The organism is Paraplanobispora takensis (assembly GCF_016863195.1).
Classification (GTDB): Bacteria; Actinomycetota; Actinomycetes; order Streptosporangiales; family Streptosporangiaceae; genus Planobispora; species Planobispora takensis.
The window spans coordinates 1-16627 of record NZ_BOOK01000003.1 but is presented as its reverse complement, the minus strand read 5'-3'; the positions used below and the strand labels follow the sequence as shown (position 1 = coordinate 16627).

The 16627-nt window shown below is 72.1% G+C and carries 13 protein-coding genes and 2 tRNA genes; 10 read left to right on the top strand and 5 right to left on the bottom strand.

The genetic code is table 11. The features are described from left to right. Window positions 1-349 precede the first annotated feature (349 nt). The 3 genes from efeB to Pta02_RS02465 all read left to right on the top strand — a co-directional run bounded on the left by efeB (window position 350) and on the right by Pta02_RS02465 (window position 3401). Window positions 350-1552 (top strand): iron uptake transporter deferrochelatase/peroxidase subunit, encoded by a 1203-nt coding sequence (gene efeB, locus Pta02_RS02475; protein WP_203872989.1) that lies wholly within the window; start codon window positions 350-352, stop codon window positions 1550-1552. A gap of 24 nt (window positions 1553-1576) precedes the next feature. Next, window positions 1577-2875, top strand: a complete 1299-nt coding sequence (locus Pta02_RS02470; protein ID WP_203872988.1) for an MGH1-like glycoside hydrolase domain-containing protein — start codon at window positions 1577-1579, stop codon at window positions 2873-2875. A gap of 64 nt (window positions 2876-2939) precedes the next feature. Further along, a complete protein-coding gene (locus Pta02_RS02465; RefSeq protein WP_203872987.1) occupies window positions 2940-3401 on the top strand; it encodes a hypothetical protein in 462 nt (153 codons plus the stop codon). Between the two features lie 155 nt (window positions 3402-3556). On the opposite strand, the gene Pta02_RS02460 is transcribed toward Pta02_RS02465, so the two are convergent. Next, a complete protein-coding gene (locus tag Pta02_RS02460; protein ID WP_373872332.1) occupies window positions 3557-3787 on the bottom strand; it encodes a YtxH domain-containing protein in 231 nt (76 codons plus the stop codon). Between the two features lie 210 nt (window positions 3788-3997). Between Pta02_RS02460 and Pta02_RS02455 the strand changes: the two genes are divergently transcribed. The 3 genes from Pta02_RS02455 (at window position 3998) to Pta02_RS02445 (ending at window position 6374) form a co-directional block, all read left to right on the top strand. Next, window positions 3998-4070: transfer RNA gene (locus Pta02_RS02455), tRNA-Asn, on the top strand. A gap of 302 nt (window positions 4071-4372) precedes the next feature. Next, complete coding sequence (locus Pta02_RS02450) at window positions 4373-5566, top strand: nitric oxide synthase oxygenase (RefSeq protein ID WP_239129359.1); 1194 nt, start codon at window positions 4373-4375, stop codon at window positions 5564-5566. Between the two features lie 34 nt (window positions 5567-5600). Next, window positions 5601-6374: an enoyl-CoA hydratase-related protein gene (locus Pta02_RS02445; RefSeq protein ID WP_203872985.1), complete on the top strand. Its 774-nt coding sequence runs from the start codon at window positions 5601-5603 to the stop codon at window positions 6372-6374. A gap of 28 nt (window positions 6375-6402) precedes the next feature. Here the strand turns inward: Pta02_RS02445 and Pta02_RS02440 are convergent, their stop codons facing one another. After that, complete coding sequence (locus tag Pta02_RS02440; RefSeq protein ID WP_203872984.1) at window positions 6403-8286, bottom strand: ABC transporter ATP-binding protein; 1884 nt, start codon at window positions 8284-8286, stop codon at window positions 6403-6405. Window positions 8287-8588: 302 nt separating this feature from the next. On the opposite strand from Pta02_RS02440, the gene Pta02_RS02435 reads away from it, so the two are divergent. Beyond that, the gene (locus Pta02_RS02435) at window positions 8589-9986 is read left to right on the top strand and encodes a glycoside hydrolase family 16 protein (RefSeq protein WP_203872983.1); all 1398 of its coding nucleotides are present in this window, start codon (window positions 8589-8591) and stop codon (window positions 9984-9986) included. A gap of 66 nt (window positions 9987-10052) precedes the next feature. On the opposite strand, the gene Pta02_RS02430 is transcribed toward Pta02_RS02435, so the two are convergent. Then, window positions 10053-10553, bottom strand: coding sequence for a DUF402 domain-containing protein (locus Pta02_RS02430; RefSeq protein ID WP_203872982.1), 501 nt, complete (start codon window positions 10551-10553; stop codon window positions 10053-10055). Window positions 10554-10905: 352 nt separating this feature from the next. Between Pta02_RS02430 and metG the strand changes: the two genes are divergently transcribed. Beyond that, window positions 10906-12408: a methionine--tRNA ligase gene (gene metG, locus Pta02_RS02425; RefSeq protein ID WP_203872981.1), complete on the top strand. Its 1503-nt coding sequence runs from the start codon at window positions 10906-10908 to the stop codon at window positions 12406-12408. 27 nt (window positions 12409-12435) lie between these two features. On the opposite strand, the gene Pta02_RS02420 is transcribed toward metG, so the two are convergent. Further along, a complete protein-coding gene (locus Pta02_RS02420) occupies window positions 12436-13785 on the bottom strand; it encodes a 2-isopropylmalate synthase (RefSeq protein ID WP_239129356.1) in 1350 nt (449 codons plus the stop codon). Between the two features lie 165 nt (window positions 13786-13950). On the opposite strand from Pta02_RS02420, the gene Pta02_RS02415 reads away from it, so the two are divergent. Then, complete coding sequence (locus Pta02_RS02415) at window positions 13951-14658, top strand: FadR/GntR family transcriptional regulator (protein ID WP_203872980.1); 708 nt, start codon at window positions 13951-13953, stop codon at window positions 14656-14658. A gap of 320 nt (window positions 14659-14978) precedes the next feature. Here Pta02_RS02415 and galK read toward each other — a convergent pair whose 3' ends face one another. Then, entirely contained in the window at window positions 14979-16097 is a 1119-nt protein-coding gene (gene galK / locus Pta02_RS02410; protein WP_203872979.1) for a galactokinase, read from the bottom strand. Window positions 16098-16247: 150 nt separating this feature from the next. Between galK and Pta02_RS02405 the strand changes: the two genes are divergently transcribed. Next, window positions 16248-16321: transfer RNA gene (locus Pta02_RS02405), tRNA-Ile, on the top strand. Window positions 16322-16627: the final 306 nt, after the last annotated feature.

Genomic DNA, 16627 nt, shown 5'->3' with positions numbered 1-16627 from the left:
CGGCCGGAGAGGCGGTCCGATCGAGGGGGAGGAACCAGCAGGGCCCCGGAACACCGTTCCGGGGCCCTGGTCGTTGCGGGGGGAGCGCGGGGAGAGCGCCGGGGGAGCGGGGCCGGCAACCGCCGCCGGGCCGCCCCGCGGGCCGTACGGCCGCCGCCGTACCGGGCGCTTGAAAGCGGCCCCGGATTGGCGATATGAGGTAAGGGAAAGCTAAGTTAGGGACGCCTAACCGATCGTCAGGAGCCTTCGATGTCTCCCGATTCCCTGCCCGCCGCCGGGAGCCCGCACGCACCCGCCGGTCCCCCGACCGCCCCCGCCGCGGGCTGACCCCACAACGGAGGAGACCAACATGGCCGACCTCAGCCGCCGCCGGCTTCTGACCGGCGCGGGCCTGGCGGTGGGCGCCGGTGCCGCCGCCGGAGCGGGCCTGGTACGGCTCGCGCAGCCCGAACCCGTGCAGGCCGCCGTCCCCGGCGGTCCGATCGCCTTCCACGGCGCCCACCAGGCCGGCATCGCCACGCCCGTCCAGGACCGCCTCCACTTCGCCTCCTTCGACCTCGGCTTGGACGATCCGAAGAAGGTGGCGGAGCTGATGCGCCGCTGGACGGCCGCTGCCGAGCGGATGACCACCGGGCAGGAGGTCGGCACCGGGGCCACCGGCGCCGAGCTGGCCCCGCCGGACGACACCGGGGAGGCCCTCGACCTGCCCGCCTCCCGGCTGACGCTGACGGTCGGCTTCGGCCCCACCTTCTTCGAGAAGCTGAAGCTGCCCGCGCCGGACCGGCTCAAGGAGCTGCCGCACTTCCCGGCCGACAAGCTCGACCCGGCCCGCAGCGGCGGCGACATCTGCGTGCAGGCGTGCGCGGACGACCCCCAGGTCGCCGTGCACGCCGTACGGAACCTGGCGCGGATCGCCTTCGGCGCGGCGTCGGTGCGCTGGTCGCAGCTCGGCTTCGGCAAGACCTCCTCCACCACGCCGGAGGCGCAGACCCCGCGCAACCTGATGGGCTTCAAGGACGGCACCCGCAACATCGCCGGCAGCGACCGGGCCGCGCTGGACGCCCACGTCTGGGTGGGTCAGGAGGGGCCCGAGTGGCTGCGCGGCGGGTCCTACCTGGTGGCCCGGCGGATCAGGATGCACATCGAGACCTGGGACCGGACCTCCCTGAAGGAGCAGGAGGACATCTTCGGCCGGACCAAGCGGGAGGGCGCGCCGTACGGTGCCGCCCGCGAGCACGACCCGGTCCCGCTGGACAAGCTCCCCGCCGACGCCCACGTGCGGCTGGCCCATCCCGACTCGCTCGGCGGGGTGACGATCCTGCGCCGGGGCTACTCCTTCACCGACGGCAGCGACAACCTGGGGCGGCTGGAGGCCGGGCTGTTCTTCCTGGCCTACCAGCGGGATCCGGAGAAGGGGTTCATCCCGATCCAGCGCGCGCTGGCGGCCAGGGACCCGCTCAACGAGTACATCCAGCACGTCGGCTCGGGCATCTGGGCCTGCCCCGGCGGGGTACGCCAGGGATCGTTCTGGGGCGAGGCACTGTTTTCTTAGCCGATACCGGCGCAGACTGGACGGATGGAGGCGCGGCCGGCCGTAGACGACGCCGCGCTCGGGCGCGAGGCATGGTCCGTGCTCGACGCGAACCGCACGGGGTCCGCCACCGTGCCCGCACCCGGCCTCTATCCCCACCAGTGGAGCTGGGACTCCACCTTCATCGCGATCGGGATGGCCCGCCTGGACACCCGCCGGGCGGGCGCCGAGCTGCTCAGCCTGATGGCCGGGCAGTGGCGCACGGGCATGGTGCCGCACATCGTCTTCCACCCGGCCCACGCCGAGGCCTACTTCCCCGGGCCGTCCGTCTGGCGCTCCCACGACCATCCCGCGGCGCCCGTCGAGGTGCTCACCTCCGGCCTGACCCAGCCGCCCATGCACGCCCTGGCGGTGTGGCAGGTGTGGCGGCACGCGGTGGACCGCGACGTGGCCGCGGCCCTGGTCCGGCGGACCTACCCGATGCTGGTGGCCCAGCACGGCTATCTCGCCGGGACCAGGGACCTGGGCGGGGCCGGGCTGGCCGCGATCGTGCACCCGTGGGAGTCGGGGATGGACGACAGCCCCGCCTGGGACGACTCGCTGGAGGCGCTGCCCGCGGTCCGCTACTCCTACCGGCGCGAGGAGCTGCCCGAACGCCATCCCGACAGCCACCACGACCGCTACGTCTGGCTGGCGCTGCGCTATCGGGACTCCGGCTACGACGGGACCTACCTGCGCCTGGAGCACCCCTTCGCGATCGAGGACCCGATGTTCAACGGGATCTGGCTGGCCTCCTGCCAGGCGCTCGCCGAGCTGGCCCCGGTGGCCGGGGACGACCCGCGGCCGCACACCGAGGCCGCCGGGCGCATCCGCGCGGCGATGGTGGACCGGCTGTGGGCCGACGGGCTGTTCCACGCCCGCGACCTGCACCGCGACCGGCTGATCCCGATCCGCACGGTCGGCGGCTTCGGCCCGATGCTCGACCCCGGGCTGTCCCCGGCGCTGGTGGACGCGCTGATGGACACCCTGGAGTCGCCCCGGTTCATGGGCGCCGCCGGATATCCGGTGCCGAGCTGCGAGATCCGGGCCCCGCAGTTCGACCGCTCGCGCTACTGGCGCGGGCCGTCGTGGGTGAACACCAACTGGCTGCTGCGCCACGCGGCCGCCGTGCACGGCCGGACGGAGCTGGTCCGGCAGCTCGGCACCTCCACCCTCCGGCTGGTCCGCCAGTCGGGCTTCCGCGAGTGCTTCGACCCCTTCGACGGCAGCGGCCGGGGCGGGCGGGACTTCTCCTGGTCGGCCGCGCTCACCCTCGACCTGCTCGCCGATCCGGTGGAGACGTGACCGCGGCCGTACGGCGGGCCGTACCGGCACCGTGGGGGCCGGGCGGCACGGATACCGTGAGGGCATGAGGCTCTTCAACCGCACGCCCGCCGAAGTGCGCGCCGCCGTCGACCCGGCCGACCGGGTGCTGACCCACGCCGAGGGACCCGACGGCCGGGTGATCGCCACCGATCGCGCGCTCTATCTGTCGGGCACCAGACTGCCGTGGTACCAGGTGGATCGCGGCGTGTGGGACGAGGAGGGGCTGACGGTCCTGACGACGGCCGGGCGGGAGCACCGGGCGCGGCTGCCCGAGCCGGGGCGGGTGCCCGAGGTCGTGCGGGAGCGGGTGGTCGCCTCGATCGTGGTCAGCCAGTACGTCCCGCTGGACGTGCGCGGGGGAGTGCGGCTGGTGGCCAGGCGGGCCGAGGACGACCGGATGATCTGGGAGTTCGTCTTCGACGCGGGGCTCGACCCGCAGGATCCGGGCCTGCGGGCTCTGGCCGAGCAGGCGCTGGAGGGAGTCCGCCGCAGCTTCGGCATCTGAGGACCGGCGGCGGGCGTCTGCGGGCCGCGAGTGACCGGAGGCCGCGGGTGGCCGGGCACCGGCGACGGTACGGCCGCCTGCCCACGCCGTCCGGAGACGCCGGGGGCAGGCGGCCGTACGCCTGCTCGGTTCAGCAAGGCCGGGAAAGGCCGTGATCAGTACGGCGAGGCCGTCTTGACCTCGTCCGGCCAGCCGGTGCCGGTCTCGTCGTGCGAGCGGCCGTTGGGCAGGTGAGCGGCCACCTGCTCCTTGGCCATCGTGGTCACTCTGGAGACCTGCGCGCCCACGAGGCCGGCGGCCTCCTGGACGGCGGGATTGTCGGTCACCCGCTGGGTGACCCGCTTGATCTGCTCGTAACGCTCCCGACCGGCCCGGCTACCGAGCACGTAACCTACGGCCACTCCTACGCCGAACACCAACCGATAACGCATATCCACCTCCACAGGCATGCTCAGCCGGGACCCTACCCACGGATCACGATCCCTCTCCGCCCTACCCGGAGCTGTCGATGCGACACCTACTGCCAGAGTGCGCTAATCTATTCATGCGCCGCAGGGAGCGGGGGAAACCCCCGGTCAGGGCGGTGCGACGCACGATCCCGTGTAGCTCAATCGGCAGAGCAGCCGGCTGTTAACCGGCAGGTTATAGGTTCGAGTCCTATCGCGGGAGCAGCGGAGAAGAGCCCCAGAAGCAATGCTTCTGGGGCTCTTGGCGTCTCATGTCCATGTTTGGCGGACAAACTTATGGTGAATCACACAAAATGATGGACACCGCACACTGCGTTGCCGGGTTCGCGTCGGGAGAGGCGTTCACGGAATCGCGGAATGCGGATGCCGCGGACAACAGCGATCGCAGCGGGTGAAGGGGCCGCTGCGGCAAGGGCACCGCACCGCCCGGAACGGTCGTCGTGCCCGTGAGCCACGCATGGGTGGTTGTGTTCAGTGCTGACCTGGCGGAGGTCCCGGCGGAGCGTGCCGGATCTGGTCCATGGTGTCCACGGTCTCCACGAGGGAGTCCCCGAGCGTCCGGCCCCGCATGTCGATCCGGCGGAGGCCGAAGAGTTCCTGACGTTGTTCCACGCCGAGAACCCGTCGGCGGGACCGGTCAAACCACGCCTGCGGGAGGTGAGAGCCGAGATCACCAAGACGGGGACCTACACCCACACCCCCGGTGAGCTGGTCTTCGGCGCCCGGGTGGCCTGGCGCAACAGCGGCAGGTGCATCGGCAGGCTCTACTGGCGGTCCCTACGCGTACGCGACCTGCGGCACATCGACACCCCCGAGGGGGTCGCGGCGGAGTGCGTGAGCCACCTGCGGGACGCGGCGCCCGGGCGCCGCATCCGCCCGACGATCACGGTGTTCGCCCCCGACCGACCGGGTAGGCCCGGCCCGAGGATCTGGAACGAGCAGCTCATCCGGTACGCCGGGTACGAGATGGACGACGGCTCGATCGTCGGCGACCCCCGGTACGCCGAGTTCACCACCGTGCTGCGCAAGCTCGGCTGGGCGGGCGGTCCCGGCACGCCGTTCGACGTCCTCCCGCTGGCGGTCTCGATGGGCGACGGGCCGCCGCTGGTGACGCCCGTCCCCCCGGACGCCGTGCTGGAGGTGCCGCTGTCGCACCCCTCCTACCCCTGGTTCGAGCAGCTGGGGCTGCGCTGGCACGCCGTACCGGCGATCTCGAACATGTGCCTGGAGATCGGCGGGATCTGCTACCGCGCGGCGCCGTTCAACGGCTGGTACATGGGCACCGAGATCGGCGCGCGCAACCTGGCCGACGCCGACCGCTACAACCTGGTGCCCGTCGTCGCCCGGGCCCTGGGCCTGGACACCAGCACCGACCGCTCGCTCTGGCGCGACCACGCCCTGGTGGAGATCAACGTGGCGGTGCTCCACTCGTTCGAGCGGGCGGGGGTGACCATGACCGACCACCACACCGAGTCCCGGCGCTTCCTGACCCACGTGGACCGCGAGGAACGGGCCGGCCGGGTCTGCCCGGCCGACTGGAGCTGGATCGTTCCTCCCATCTCGGCCGCGGCCACCCCCGTCTTCCACCGTTACTACGACGACGAGCAGCTGTCGCCGAACTACGTCCACCACCCGGACTCGCTGGAGCGGGGCCTGGGACGCTCCTGTGACCTGTCGCCGGGCGAGGAAAGGGTGTAGAACGTTATTCTGTAGCGTGAGGGAAGGGGCGTACATGCTGGATCTGGTGCTGTCATCGCTCGATGAGGGCGTGCTGACGTTGACGCTCAACCGTCCGGACCGGCTCAATGCCTGGACCGAGGCGATGGGGCGGCGTTACTTCGACCAGCTGGCGGAGGCGGAGGAGAACCCGGAGGTCCGGGTGATCGTCGTCACCGGCGCGGGGAAGGGCTTCTGCGCCGGGGCCGACTTCCAGACGCTCAACGCCATCCAGGACGGCTCGTACGAGAGCGAGCCCGACAAGCGCCCCCACTCCTTCCCGACCACCGTCGGCAAGCCGGTCATCGCCGCGGTCAACGGCGCCTGCGCCGGGCTCGGCATGGTCCACGCCCTCTACTGCGATCTGGTCTTCACCGCGGCGGAGGCCAAGTGGACCACGGCCTTCGCCCGCCGCGGCCTGATCGCCGAGTACGGATTGTCCTGGGTCCTGCCCCGGCTGATCGGCCAGGGCAGGGCCATGGACCTGCTGCTGTCCGGCCGGACCTTCACCGGGGCCGAGGCGTTCGCCCTCGGCCTGGCCGCCCGGTCGGTGCCCGGCGAGAGCCTGATGGGGGAGACCCTGGCCTACGCCAGGGAGCTGGCCGTCCACAGCTCCCCGTCCTCGATGGCGGTGATGAAGCGCCAGATCTGGGGCGACTGGAACACCACCCTGGAGTCGGCGGAGTCCGCGGCCTCCCGGCTGATGCTGGAGTCCTTCGCCCGTCCCGACTTCGCCGAGGGCGTCGCCAGCTTCCTCGAACGCCGTCCCCCTCGCTTCCCTCCGCTGTGATCCGGCGCCGCCGTAGGGCGGCGCCGGGTCAGGCGGCGGTCTCGAGGTCGTCCCGGGGGTCGAACTGGGTCCGGTACAGCTCCTCGTAGCGGCCCCCGGCGGCGAGGAGCTCCGCGTGCGTGCCGCGCTCGACGATCCGCCCGTCCTCGACCACCAGGATGAGGTCCGCGGCGATGACCGTGGAGAGCCGGTGCGCGATCACCACCGCCGTCTGCCCGGTCAGCGCCTCCTCCAGCGCCGCCTGCACCGCCGCCTCGGAGGTGGAGTCCAGGTGCGCGGTGGCCTCGTCGAGGATCACCACCCGGGGGCGGGCCAGCAGCAGCCGCGCGATCGTCAGCCGCTGGCGCTCGCCGCCCGACAGCCGGTAGCCCCGCTCGCCCACGACGGTGTCCAGGCCGTCGGGCAGCGCGGCGACGAGGTCGGCGAGCCGGGCGCGGCGCAGCGCCTCCCACAGCTCGTCCTCCTCCGCCTCCGGCCGCGCCAGCAGCAGGTTCTCGCGGATCGACTCGTGGAACAGGTGGCCGTCCTGCGTCACCATGCCGACCGTCTCACGGATCGACTCGGCCGACAGGTCCCGCACGTCCACCCCCGCCAGCCGTACGGCGCCGCCCTCGACGTCGTACAGGCGCGGCAGCAGCTGCGCGATCGTCGACTTCCCGGCGCCCGACGAGCCCACCAGGGCCACCATCCGCCCCGGCTCTGCCCGGAAGGACACCCCGTGCAGGACCTCGGCGCCGCCCCGCGTGTCGAGGGCCGCCACCTCCTCCAGCGACGCGAGTGAGACCTTGTCCGCCGAGGGGTATCCGAAGCGCACGTCCTCGAACTCCACCGACACCGGCCCGTCCGGCACCCGCCGGGCGTCCGGCCGGTCGGCGATCATGGGCGTGAGGTCGAGGACCTCGAAGACCCGGTCGAAGCTCACCAGCGCGCTCATCACGTCCACGCGCGCCCCGGCCAGCGCGGTCAGCGGCGCGTACAGGCGGGTGAGCAGCAGCGCGAGCGCGACGACGGAGCCCGGGTCCAGCTGCCCGCGCAGCGCGTAGAAGCCGCCCAGGCCGTACACCAGCGCCAGGGCCAGCGCCGAGACCAGGGTCAGCGCGGTGACGAACGACGACTGCACCATCGCCGTGCGCACCCCGATGTCCCGCACCCGCCCGGCCCGCGCGGCGAACTCCGCCGACTCCCGGGCCGGCCGGCCGAAGAGCTTGACGAGCATCGCGCCGGGCGCGGAGAACCGCTCCGTCATCTGCGTGCCCATCGCGGCGTTGTGGTCGGCCGCCTCGTGCCTCAGGCGCGCCAGCCGCGCCCCCATCCGCCGCGCGGGCAGCACGAACACCGGCAGGAGCACCAGCGCGAGCAGGGTGATCTGCCACGAGAGCTTGATCATGACCACCAGGGTGAGCACGAGCGTCACCAGGTTGCCCGCCACGGTGGACAGGGTGTCGGTGAAGGCCCGCTGCGCGCCGATGACGTCGTTGTTCAACCGGCTGACCAGCGCACCGGTCCGGGTCCGGGTGAAGAAGGCCACCGGCATGCGCTGCACGTGGTCGTAGACGGCGGTGCGCAGGTCGAGGATCAGGCCCTCGCCGATGCCCGCCGACAACCACCGCGTCAGCAACCCGAGCCCGGCCTCCGCCACCGCGATGACCGCGATGAGCGTCGCGAGCCCGGTCACCACGCCTGTCTCCGCGCCGTCGACGATCGCGCCGACGGCCTGGCCCGCGAGCACCGGCGTGGCCACCGTCAGGATCGCCGTCACGACGCTGAGCACCAGGAAGGCCGCCAGGCGCCGCCGGTGCGGCCGGGCGAACGCGCCGATCCGGCGCAGTGTGGTCATCGACAGCGGTCTCCGGTCGTTCTGGGCGTTCATGGTCCGGTACAACATGTTCCAGGCGGTCACCTCCATGCTCATCGCGCACCGCCCGTCAAGAGTCCGGGGTACGAGACGGAGTGCCGCCCGTTCATGGGAAGTCCCTCATGTGTCCTCATGGAGAGGACCCTAGAACCTAAACCTTTGTTGAGGTCAACCGCCATCCGGGGTGCCCGGCTGACCTGCGACCCGCCGAATGAAACGTTCCAGGCTTAGAGAGCGCTCTCTTAAATCCGACTTAAAGTATTGACTTGGGTTGACTGAGGCGACACAGTGACCACACCCGGTCTCCACGCTGCAGCGCTTTCCGACCGTCTCCCTCGTTCCCCGGAGAGGGGCCCCTCATGAGCCACCCCCCGTCCAGAAATCGCTCTCTTGCCTGGATCCCGATCCTCCTCGCGGCACTGGTGCTGCCGGTGACCGCGCTCGCCGCCCACGCCGCGGTCCCGCCGACCCCCTCGGGCTGGTCGCTGGTCTGGAGCGACGACTTCAACGGCAGCGCCGGATCCCCGCCCTCCTCCGGCAACTGGATCGTCGACACCGGCCACAGTTACCCCGGCGGCCCGGCCAACTGGGGCACCGGTGAGATCCAGCGCTACACCGACAGCCCGTCCAACCTCAGCCTCGACGGCGGCGGAAACCTCCGCATCACCCCGCTGAAGAGCGGGAACGAGTGGACCTCGGCCCGCATCGAGACCCGCCGTTCGGACTTCAAGCCCGCGGCCGGCCGCATCCTGCGCATCGAGGGCCGCATCCAGATGCCCAACGTCACCGGCAACGCCGCGCTGGGCTACTGGCCCGCCTTCTGGGCGCTCGGCGCGCCGTACCGCGGCAACTACCAGAACTGGCCCGCCATCGGCGAGTTCGACATCATGGAGAACGTCAACGGGATCAACTCCGTCTGGGGCGTGCTCCACTGCGGCGTGAACCCCGGCGGGGCCTGCAACGAGTCCACCGGTCTCGGCGCCAGCAGGGCCTGCCCCGGGGCGTCCTGCCAGTCGGCCTTCCACACCTACCGCTTCGAGTGGGACCGCAGCGTCGCCCCGAACCAGCTGCGCTGGTACGTCGACGGCCAGCTCTTCCACAGCCTCAGCCAGTCCCGCTTCGACGCCACGACCTGGAACAACATGACCGGCCACCAGGGCTACTTCCTGCTGCTCAACGTGGCCATGGGCGGGGCGTTCCCCAACGCGCTGGGCGGCCAGACCCCGACCGCCGCCACCGTCTCCGGCCGGCCGATGCTCGTCGACTACGTGGCCGTCTGGCAGAGCGGCTCCGGCTCCACCCCCGGTCCGACCCCCACGGTCACCCCCACCGGTAACCCCGGCGGGGTGGACGCCCGCTCCACCATCCAGGCCGAGCGCTACCAGGCGCAGTCGGGCACCGTCGTGGAGACCACCACCGACACCGGCGGCGGGCAGAACGTCGGCGCCATCGGCAACGGCGACTGGCTGCGCTTCGACAACGTGCGCTTCGGCGCCACCGCGGCCACCCAGTTCAAGGCGCGCGTCGCCTCCGGGGCCCCGGCCGGGGTCAGCGGACTGGTCCAGGTGCGCCTGGGCAGCCCCACGGCCGCCCCGATCGGTGACTTCGCCGTCGCCGGCACCGGCGGCTGGCAGAGCTGGCGGACCGTCCCGGCCAACATCACACCGGTGACCGGCACCCACACCGTCTACGTCACCTTCAGCAGCGGCCAGCCGGCCGACTTCGTCAACCTCAACTGGTTCAGCTTCGGAAACTGAGTCCCCGGGACCCGGTACGGCTCCCGCACCCCACCGCGGGAGCCGTACCGCCCGCAGGACCGGCGCTCAGCTGACCCGGGCCAGCCAGCCGGGGCCGGCGGCGAAGGGGGCGGCGCGGGTGGCCACGGCCTGCAGGAGGTGCTCGGCGGCGGCGCGGGCCGAGGAGATGACGTGCGGGGGATAGGCGTAGCGGACCTGGTGCTCCTCGAACTCGTCCTCGTCGTCGAGGAAGACACGGCCGTCGCGCAGGCGGATCACGTCGAGGTCCAGGTCGACCATGGTGACCTCCCCGTCGCGCCACTCGGGCACGGTGGTGATGTCGCAGTAGATCTCGGTCTTGTCGGGCCGGGCGTTGAAGACGGCCGTCCACCACTGGTCACGGGGGAAGAGCATGACGAACGCCTGGGGCCACACGACCGGGGGCTCGTGGCCCCGGCTGCCGCTGGAGCCGGGCACGCAGCCGGTCCAGACGCCGTGCTCGTCCTCGCCGAGGAGCAGGGCGCGATGGTGCCAGTGCAGGGAGCCGTCGTACTTCCGGTAGACCACGTTCACGCTTTCGAAGGGCATGCCCCGACCTTAGGGTGTGTTTTCTGGATCTTCTCGCCTACTGCGGTCGCCCGGACGGCGCCCCGCCGCGTTGTCGTCGTCGGCCGTAGGCTCCGCTACGGCCTCCTCCTCCGCCTTGCGAGGCATCCGCCCGGCCGATCCTCGCCGCGGCAAAGATCCAGAAAACACACCCCAGGAGTTCCCTCCGGTCCGGAGCCTCCGATTATCCGCTCGCGCCGGCTCGCGGGGCGTGCATATCCTGGCCGCATGACTGCCCAGGTGATGACGACCCGCTGACGCGGGTCCGTCATGCCCAGGCCCCGACACCAAGGGGCCCCACCTGGCCGCGGAGCCCCGTTCCCGGAGGTTTCCGATGACCCGGCTCCTGCTGAGCACCACGATCCCCTACGTCAACGGCCGTCCCCACCTCGGCTTCGCCCTGGAGCTGGTCCAGGCCGACGTCCTCGCCCGGCACCACCGGCTGCGCGGTGACGAGGTCCGCCTGCAGACGGGGACCGACGACAACTCGCTGAAGAACGTGCAGGCGGCCGACGCCGCGGGCGTCGCCGTACGCGATCTCGTCGACCGCAACGCCGCGGAGTTCGCCCGGCTGGCCGGGCCGCTCTCGCTGCGCTTCGACGACTTCCTGCGCACCAGCGCCGACCCCCGGCACCGGGCCGGGGTCGAGCGGTTCTGGCGGGCCTGCGCGCACGACCTCTACCGCAAGCACTACGAGGGCCTGTACTGCGTGGGCTGCGAGCACTTCTACCGGCCCGGCGAGCGATGTCCCGAGCACGAGGCCCCGCTCCAGCGCGTGTCGGAGGAGAACTGGTTCTTCCGCCTGTCCCGCCATCAGGAGCGGCTGTACGACCTGATCGCGGACGGGCGCATCCGGATCGAGCCCGCCGAGCGCCGCAACGAGGTCCTCGCCTTCATCGCGGGCGGCCTGGCCGACTTCAGCGTCTCGAGGTCGAGGGCCAGAGCGCGCGGCTGGGGCATCCCGGTCCCGGGCGATCCCGATCAGGTGATCTACGTGTGGTGGGACGCGCTCGGCTACTACCTGACCGCCCTGGACTACGGGACCGGCGGGCACGGCCGCTGGTGGGGGCGGGCCGACCGGCGGGTGCACCTGCTCGGCAAGAGCGTGCTCCGCTTCCACGCGGTCTACTGGCCGGCGATGCTGCTGTCGGCCGGGGAGGCGCTGCCGACCGACATCCTGGTCCACGACCACCTCACCGTGAACGGCCGCAAGATCAGCAAGTCCGGCGGACCGGCGGTGGACCCGCTCGGCCTGGTCGCGGACTACGGGGTGGACGCGGTCCGGTGGTGGCTGCTGCGCGACGTGCCGCGGGTCGGGGACGCCGACTTCACCGTGGAACGCCTCATCGCCCGGCACGACGACGAGCTGGCCAACGGGGTGGGCAACCTCGTCAGCCGGGTGGCGGGGCTGGTGCACCGCTATCGGGACGGGGTCGTGCCCGCCGTACGGGCCACCGAGCCGGTCCCCGGCCGGGTCCCGGAGCCGGACTCGGAGCCGGACTCGGAGCTGGAGGCGGCACGGCGGCGCGCTCCGGGCGCGGTGGCCGGGGCCCTGGACGCCTTCGACTTCCGCCGGGCCGCCGGCGCGGTGTACGAGGTGGTCGAGGCGGCCAACCGCTATGTGAGCCGGACCAGGCCGTGGCAGCTCGCCCGGGAGGGCTCCGCCCACCTCGACCCGGTCCTCGGCACGCTCGCGGAGACCTGCCGCGAGGTGGCCGGTCTGCTCACGCCGTTCCTGCCCGACGCCGCGGCCCGAATCGCCGCCCGGTGTGCGGGTCCGGGCGGGCGCCTGCCCGCCCCGGCTCCGGTCTTCCCCCGGCTGGGAGGCACGGCATAACCGGGACGGGCGGGCGAGGTGCTCCGGTCAGTCCTGGTAGGTGGCGTTGTAGAGCTTCCACAGGTCCTCCGGCGTGAGCTCCAGGCCGCTGTCGTCGGCCGCGGCCTGGACGACGCGGGAGAAACCGGCCCGCCGCTCCTCGGGCAGTTCCAACCCGTAGTGCTCGCGGAGCAGGTAGGCCACGCCGCCCTTGCCCGACTGGCTGTTGACCCGGATCACCGCCTCGTAGGTCCGGCCCACGTCGGCGGGGTCGATCGGCAGGTACGGCACGGACCAGTGGGAGTCCTCGCCGGCGCGGGCCAGGCCCTTGCCGATGGCGTCCTGGTGGGTGCCGGAGAAGGCGGTGTAGACGAGCTCGCCGCCGTAGGGGTGGCGGGGGTGGACCGGCAGCCGGATGCACTCCTCCACGGTGCGGCGGACGCGGTCGATGTCGGAGAAGTCGAGCATCGGGTCCACGCCCTGGGAGTACAGGTTCAGGGCGAGGGTGACCAGGTCGACGTTGCCGGTGCGCTCGCCGTTGCCGAACAGGCAGCCCTCCACCCGCTGGGCGCCGGCGAGCATGGCCAGTTCGGCGCAGGCCACCCCGGTTCCCCGGTCGTTGTGCGGATGGACCGAGAGCACGACCGAATCGCGCCGCTCCAGATGGTGGTGCATGTACTCGATCTGGTCGGCGTAGACGTTCGGGGAGCCGATCTCCACGGTGGCGGGCAGGTTGTGGATCACCGGCCGGTCGGGGGAGGCGTCCCAGAGCTCGGTGAGGCCGTTGCAGATCTCCAGCACGAAGTCCGGCTCGGTCATGTTGAACACCTCGGGCGAGAACTCGAACCGGGTGCCCGCGCCCGCCAGCCGGTCCATGCGCGCGGCGGCCTGTCTGATCATGGCGTGGACCTCCGCCCGGCCCCGCCCCAGGACCACCTCGCGCCAGACCGGGGCGGTCGGGGTGTAGAGGTGGACGATCGTCCTCGGCAGGCCCTCGACGGCGGCGAAGGTCCGGTCGATCAGGTCGGCGCGGGCGCCGGTGAGCACCGAGACGGTCACGTCGTCGGGCACCGCGCCGGTGTCGGCCAGGTGCCGGACGAAGTCGAAGTCGGTACGGCTCGCCGCGGGGAACCCGGCCACGATCTCCTTGAACCCCAGTCCGACCAGCAGGTCGAACATGCGGCGCTTGCGCGGGGTGTCCATCGGCTCGGCCAGCGCCTGGTTGCCGTCGCGCAGGTCCTCGGCGACCCAGAGCGGGGCCTGCGTGATCCTGCGGGCCGGCCAGGTGCGGTCGGTCAGGGCGATCTCGACCCGTTCGTGGGCGGGCAGGTACTTGCGGTACGGCATGCCGCTGGGGCGTTGCGGATTCGCCGGCGTGTTCATCGAGTCCGTGTTCATCGAGTCTGTCCTTTCGGCGGTCGGGGGAGTGACCGGCAGCACGGCACCCGCGGCGGGGCGCCGGTCGGATCAGACCCCGCCGCGGCAGCCGAGAAGGAGACGGCGGAGCGACATGGCGGTATGCTAAGCACACCTCAGCTCCTCAGACAACCTGAGAGGTAGAAAATGACCTTAGGAGCCCTCCGCCCCAGCTCGCTCGTCGACCAGGCCACCGGCCGCCTGCGCGAGCAGATCACCTCGGGGGAGTGGCCGGTGGGCACCAAGCTGCCCGGCGAGACGACCCTGGCCAAGACCCTGGGCGTGGGCCGCTCCACCGTGCGCGAGGCCGTCCGCGCCCTGGCGGGGGCGGGCCTGGTGCAGGCCCGGCAGGGCTCCGGGGTCTTCGTCGTCGCCACCGAACCCGTGGAGGACTGGCCCGCCCGGCTCCGCCGCGCCGCCGTCGTCCACGTCTACGAGGTGCGCACGCTCGTCGAGGTGCAGGCCGCCCGCCTGGCCGCGGAACGCAGGACCGGCGCCGACGTCGCCGCCCTCCACGAGGCGCTGGCCGCCCGCCGCGCCGCCGCCGCGGGCGACGACGCCGCCTTCGTCGACGCCGACATCGCCCTGCACGCCGCAGTCGTGGCGGCTGCGCACAACCCCGTCCTCACCGACCTGTTCGCAGAGTTCGTCCCCGCGCTCCGGCAGGGACTGATCGACCTGGTGGACCTGCTCGGCCTGCGGCATCACGACGGCAACCCCGGCGACGACAGCCACGCCGCCCTGGTCGAGGCCGTCGAGAAGGGAGACGCCGAGGCGGCCTGCCGCACCCTCCAGGACGAACTGGACCACACCCTGGCGCTCCTGAGAGAGGCGGCACAAGGCGCCGGGGCGTGAGCCTGGACAGGACGGTGACCGGGGTGCAGGCCCGAGCGGGAGGCCGCCGGAACCGGCCCGGGGCATGAGGCGGGTGGCGCGGCCAGGCGACCGGTGGTGGGGGCGACCGGAGCCTCAGACCGGGCGCCGGGCTCCGGCGGTCGGTGGTCGGGGCGGCCGGGAGTTCGGGCCGGGATCGAGATGGCCGGGGCCCCGGACCGGGCGCCGGATTCCAGTGGCCGGTGGTCGGGGCGGCCGGGAGTTCGGGCCGGGATCGAGATGGCCGGGGCCCCGGACCGGACGCCGGATTCCAGTGGCCGGTGGTCGGGGCGATCGGAGCCTCAGGTCAGGCGCCGGGCTCCGGCGGCCGGGGTCGCCGGATAGATCTCCGGGACGGCCCAGCCGCGCTCGGCGTAGGCCGACGTCACGGCCTGCCGTACGGACTCCACCTTGTCGTCGGCGACCAGCGCGATGGCCGAGCCGCCGAACCCGCCCCCGGTCATCCGCGCGCCCCTGGCCCCGCCGCGGACGGCCGATTCCACCGCCACGTCCAGTTCCGCGCACGACACCTCGAACTGGTCGCGCAGCGACAGGTGGGAGGCGTTCAGCAACGCCCCGATCTCCCGGACGGCCCCGGCGCGCAGCAGTCCGATGAGCGCCTCCACCCGGTGGTTCTCGGTCACCACGTGCTGCACGCGCTTGCGCTCGTCCCCGGTCAGCTTCGCCAGCGCGCCCGCCAGGTCGGTGACGTCGCGCAGCGCGTCCACGCCAAGACGCTTGGCGGCGTTCTCACAGTCCTCACGCCGCCTGGCGTACTGCCCGTCGGCGAGCTCGTGGTGGACCCCGGTGTTGATGATCAGCAGCTGGAGACCCTCCGCCGTCAGGTCGAAGGGAATCGTCCTGCTCGCCAGACTCCGGCAGTCCAGGAACAGGGCCCTGCCCTCCTCGCCCAGCGCCGACGCCGCCTGGTCCATGATCCCGCACGGCATCCCGACGAAGTCGTTCTCCGCCTTCTGGGCCAGCAACGCGATCTCCATCTTGGCGAGGCCCAGGCCGTACAGCTCGTCGAGCGCGGTACCGACCACCACTTCCAGCGCGGCGCTCGACGACAGCCCGGCCCCCTGCGGCACGTCCCCGTCGACCACGATGTCCGCCCCCCGCACCGGATGCCCGGCCGCCCGCAGCGCCCAGACCACCCCCACGACGTACCGGACCCAGCCCTCGGCGCGGTCGAGATCGTCGACGGTCACCGGCTCGCCGGCCTGGAGCGAGCGCACCCGTACGACCCCGTCCTCCCGCCGCGAGACCGCCGCGGTGACCCCCCACGGCACGGCGAACGGCAGCACGAACCCGTCGTTGTAGTCGGTGTGCTCCCCGATCAGGTTCACCCGCCCGGGCGCGTGCCACACCCCCTGCGGCTCGGCCCCGAACGACTCACGGAAAGCGTCAACAACGCGCATGATCCAACACTCCTCAACATCGTCTCCCCGTACCATAGCGACCCCCGCACCCCCCGCCGCCGGGCAAAGGTCACATCTTGGCCCCGTCCGCCTGCCGGATGTGCGAACGGGGCGCACCTTTGGTTGAATGCGTCGGTACGGCTTGCGCGAGGGGCGGTAGCTCAGCCGGTTAGAGCAGGGGACTCATAATCCCTGGGTCGCGGGTTCGAGTCCCGCCCGCCCTACCCTCCACGGCCTCGACAAGAGCGCCTCTGACCTGCGTATTCGTCTTTTGGTGATCTTTCATCGTGTCCGGCGGTGTACGGCTGTCGCCGGACCGCTGCGACTTTCTCTTCCCAATGCCTTCCCACGGGATCATGCCTCCTTGGGCGCCTGGGAGATCAGATGTTGGACGGTCTCGTCCTGATTTACTATGCACTTGGCGTAGATCTGTAGGAGGGCGTCCATGCTGTGGCCGACCCGCTGGGCAACTCTGAGGCGCGGAGACCCCGAAGTTGCGTCAGATCGACACAGGTGTGTTGTGAGTCGTA

Excerpts from the sequence above, each read along its gene's own strand:
- Pta02_RS02440 (WP_203872984.1), bottom strand. The coding sequence starts at position 8,286 with ATGAGCATGGAGGTGACCGCCTGGAACATGTTGTACCGGACCATGAAC.
- Pta02_RS02470 (WP_203872988.1), top strand. The coding sequence starts at position 1,577 with ATGGAGGCGCGGCCGGCCGTAGACGACGCCGCGCTCGGGCGCGAGGCA.
- Pta02_RS02465 (WP_203872987.1), top strand. The coding sequence starts at position 2,940 with ATGAGGCTCTTCAACCGCACGCCCGCCGAAGTGCGCGCCGCCGTCGAC.
- efeB (WP_203872989.1), top strand. The coding sequence starts at position 350 with ATGGCCGACCTCAGCCGCCGCCGGCTTCTGACCGGCGCGGGCCTGGCG.
- galK (WP_203872979.1), bottom strand. The coding sequence starts at position 16,097 with ATGCGCGTTGTTGACGCTTTCCGTGAGTCGTTCGGGGCCGAGCCGCAG.
- Pta02_RS02430 (WP_203872982.1), bottom strand. The coding sequence starts at position 10,553 with ATGCCCTTCGAAAGCGTGAACGTGGTCTACCGGAAGTACGACGGCTCC.
- Pta02_RS02435 (WP_203872983.1), top strand. The coding sequence starts at position 8,589 with ATGAGCCACCCCCCGTCCAGAAATCGCTCTCTTGCCTGGATCCCGATC.
- metG (WP_203872981.1), top strand. The coding sequence starts at position 10,906 with ATGACCCGGCTCCTGCTGAGCACCACGATCCCCTACGTCAACGGCCGT.
- Pta02_RS02445 (WP_203872985.1), top strand. The coding sequence starts at position 5,601 with ATGCTGGATCTGGTGCTGTCATCGCTCGATGAGGGCGTGCTGACGTTG.
- Pta02_RS02420 (WP_239129356.1), bottom strand. The coding sequence starts at position 13,785 with ATGAACACGGACTCGATGAACACGCCGGCGAATCCGCAACGCCCCAGC.
- Pta02_RS02415 (WP_203872980.1), top strand. The coding sequence starts at position 13,951 with ATGACCTTAGGAGCCCTCCGCCCCAGCTCGCTCGTCGACCAGGCCACC.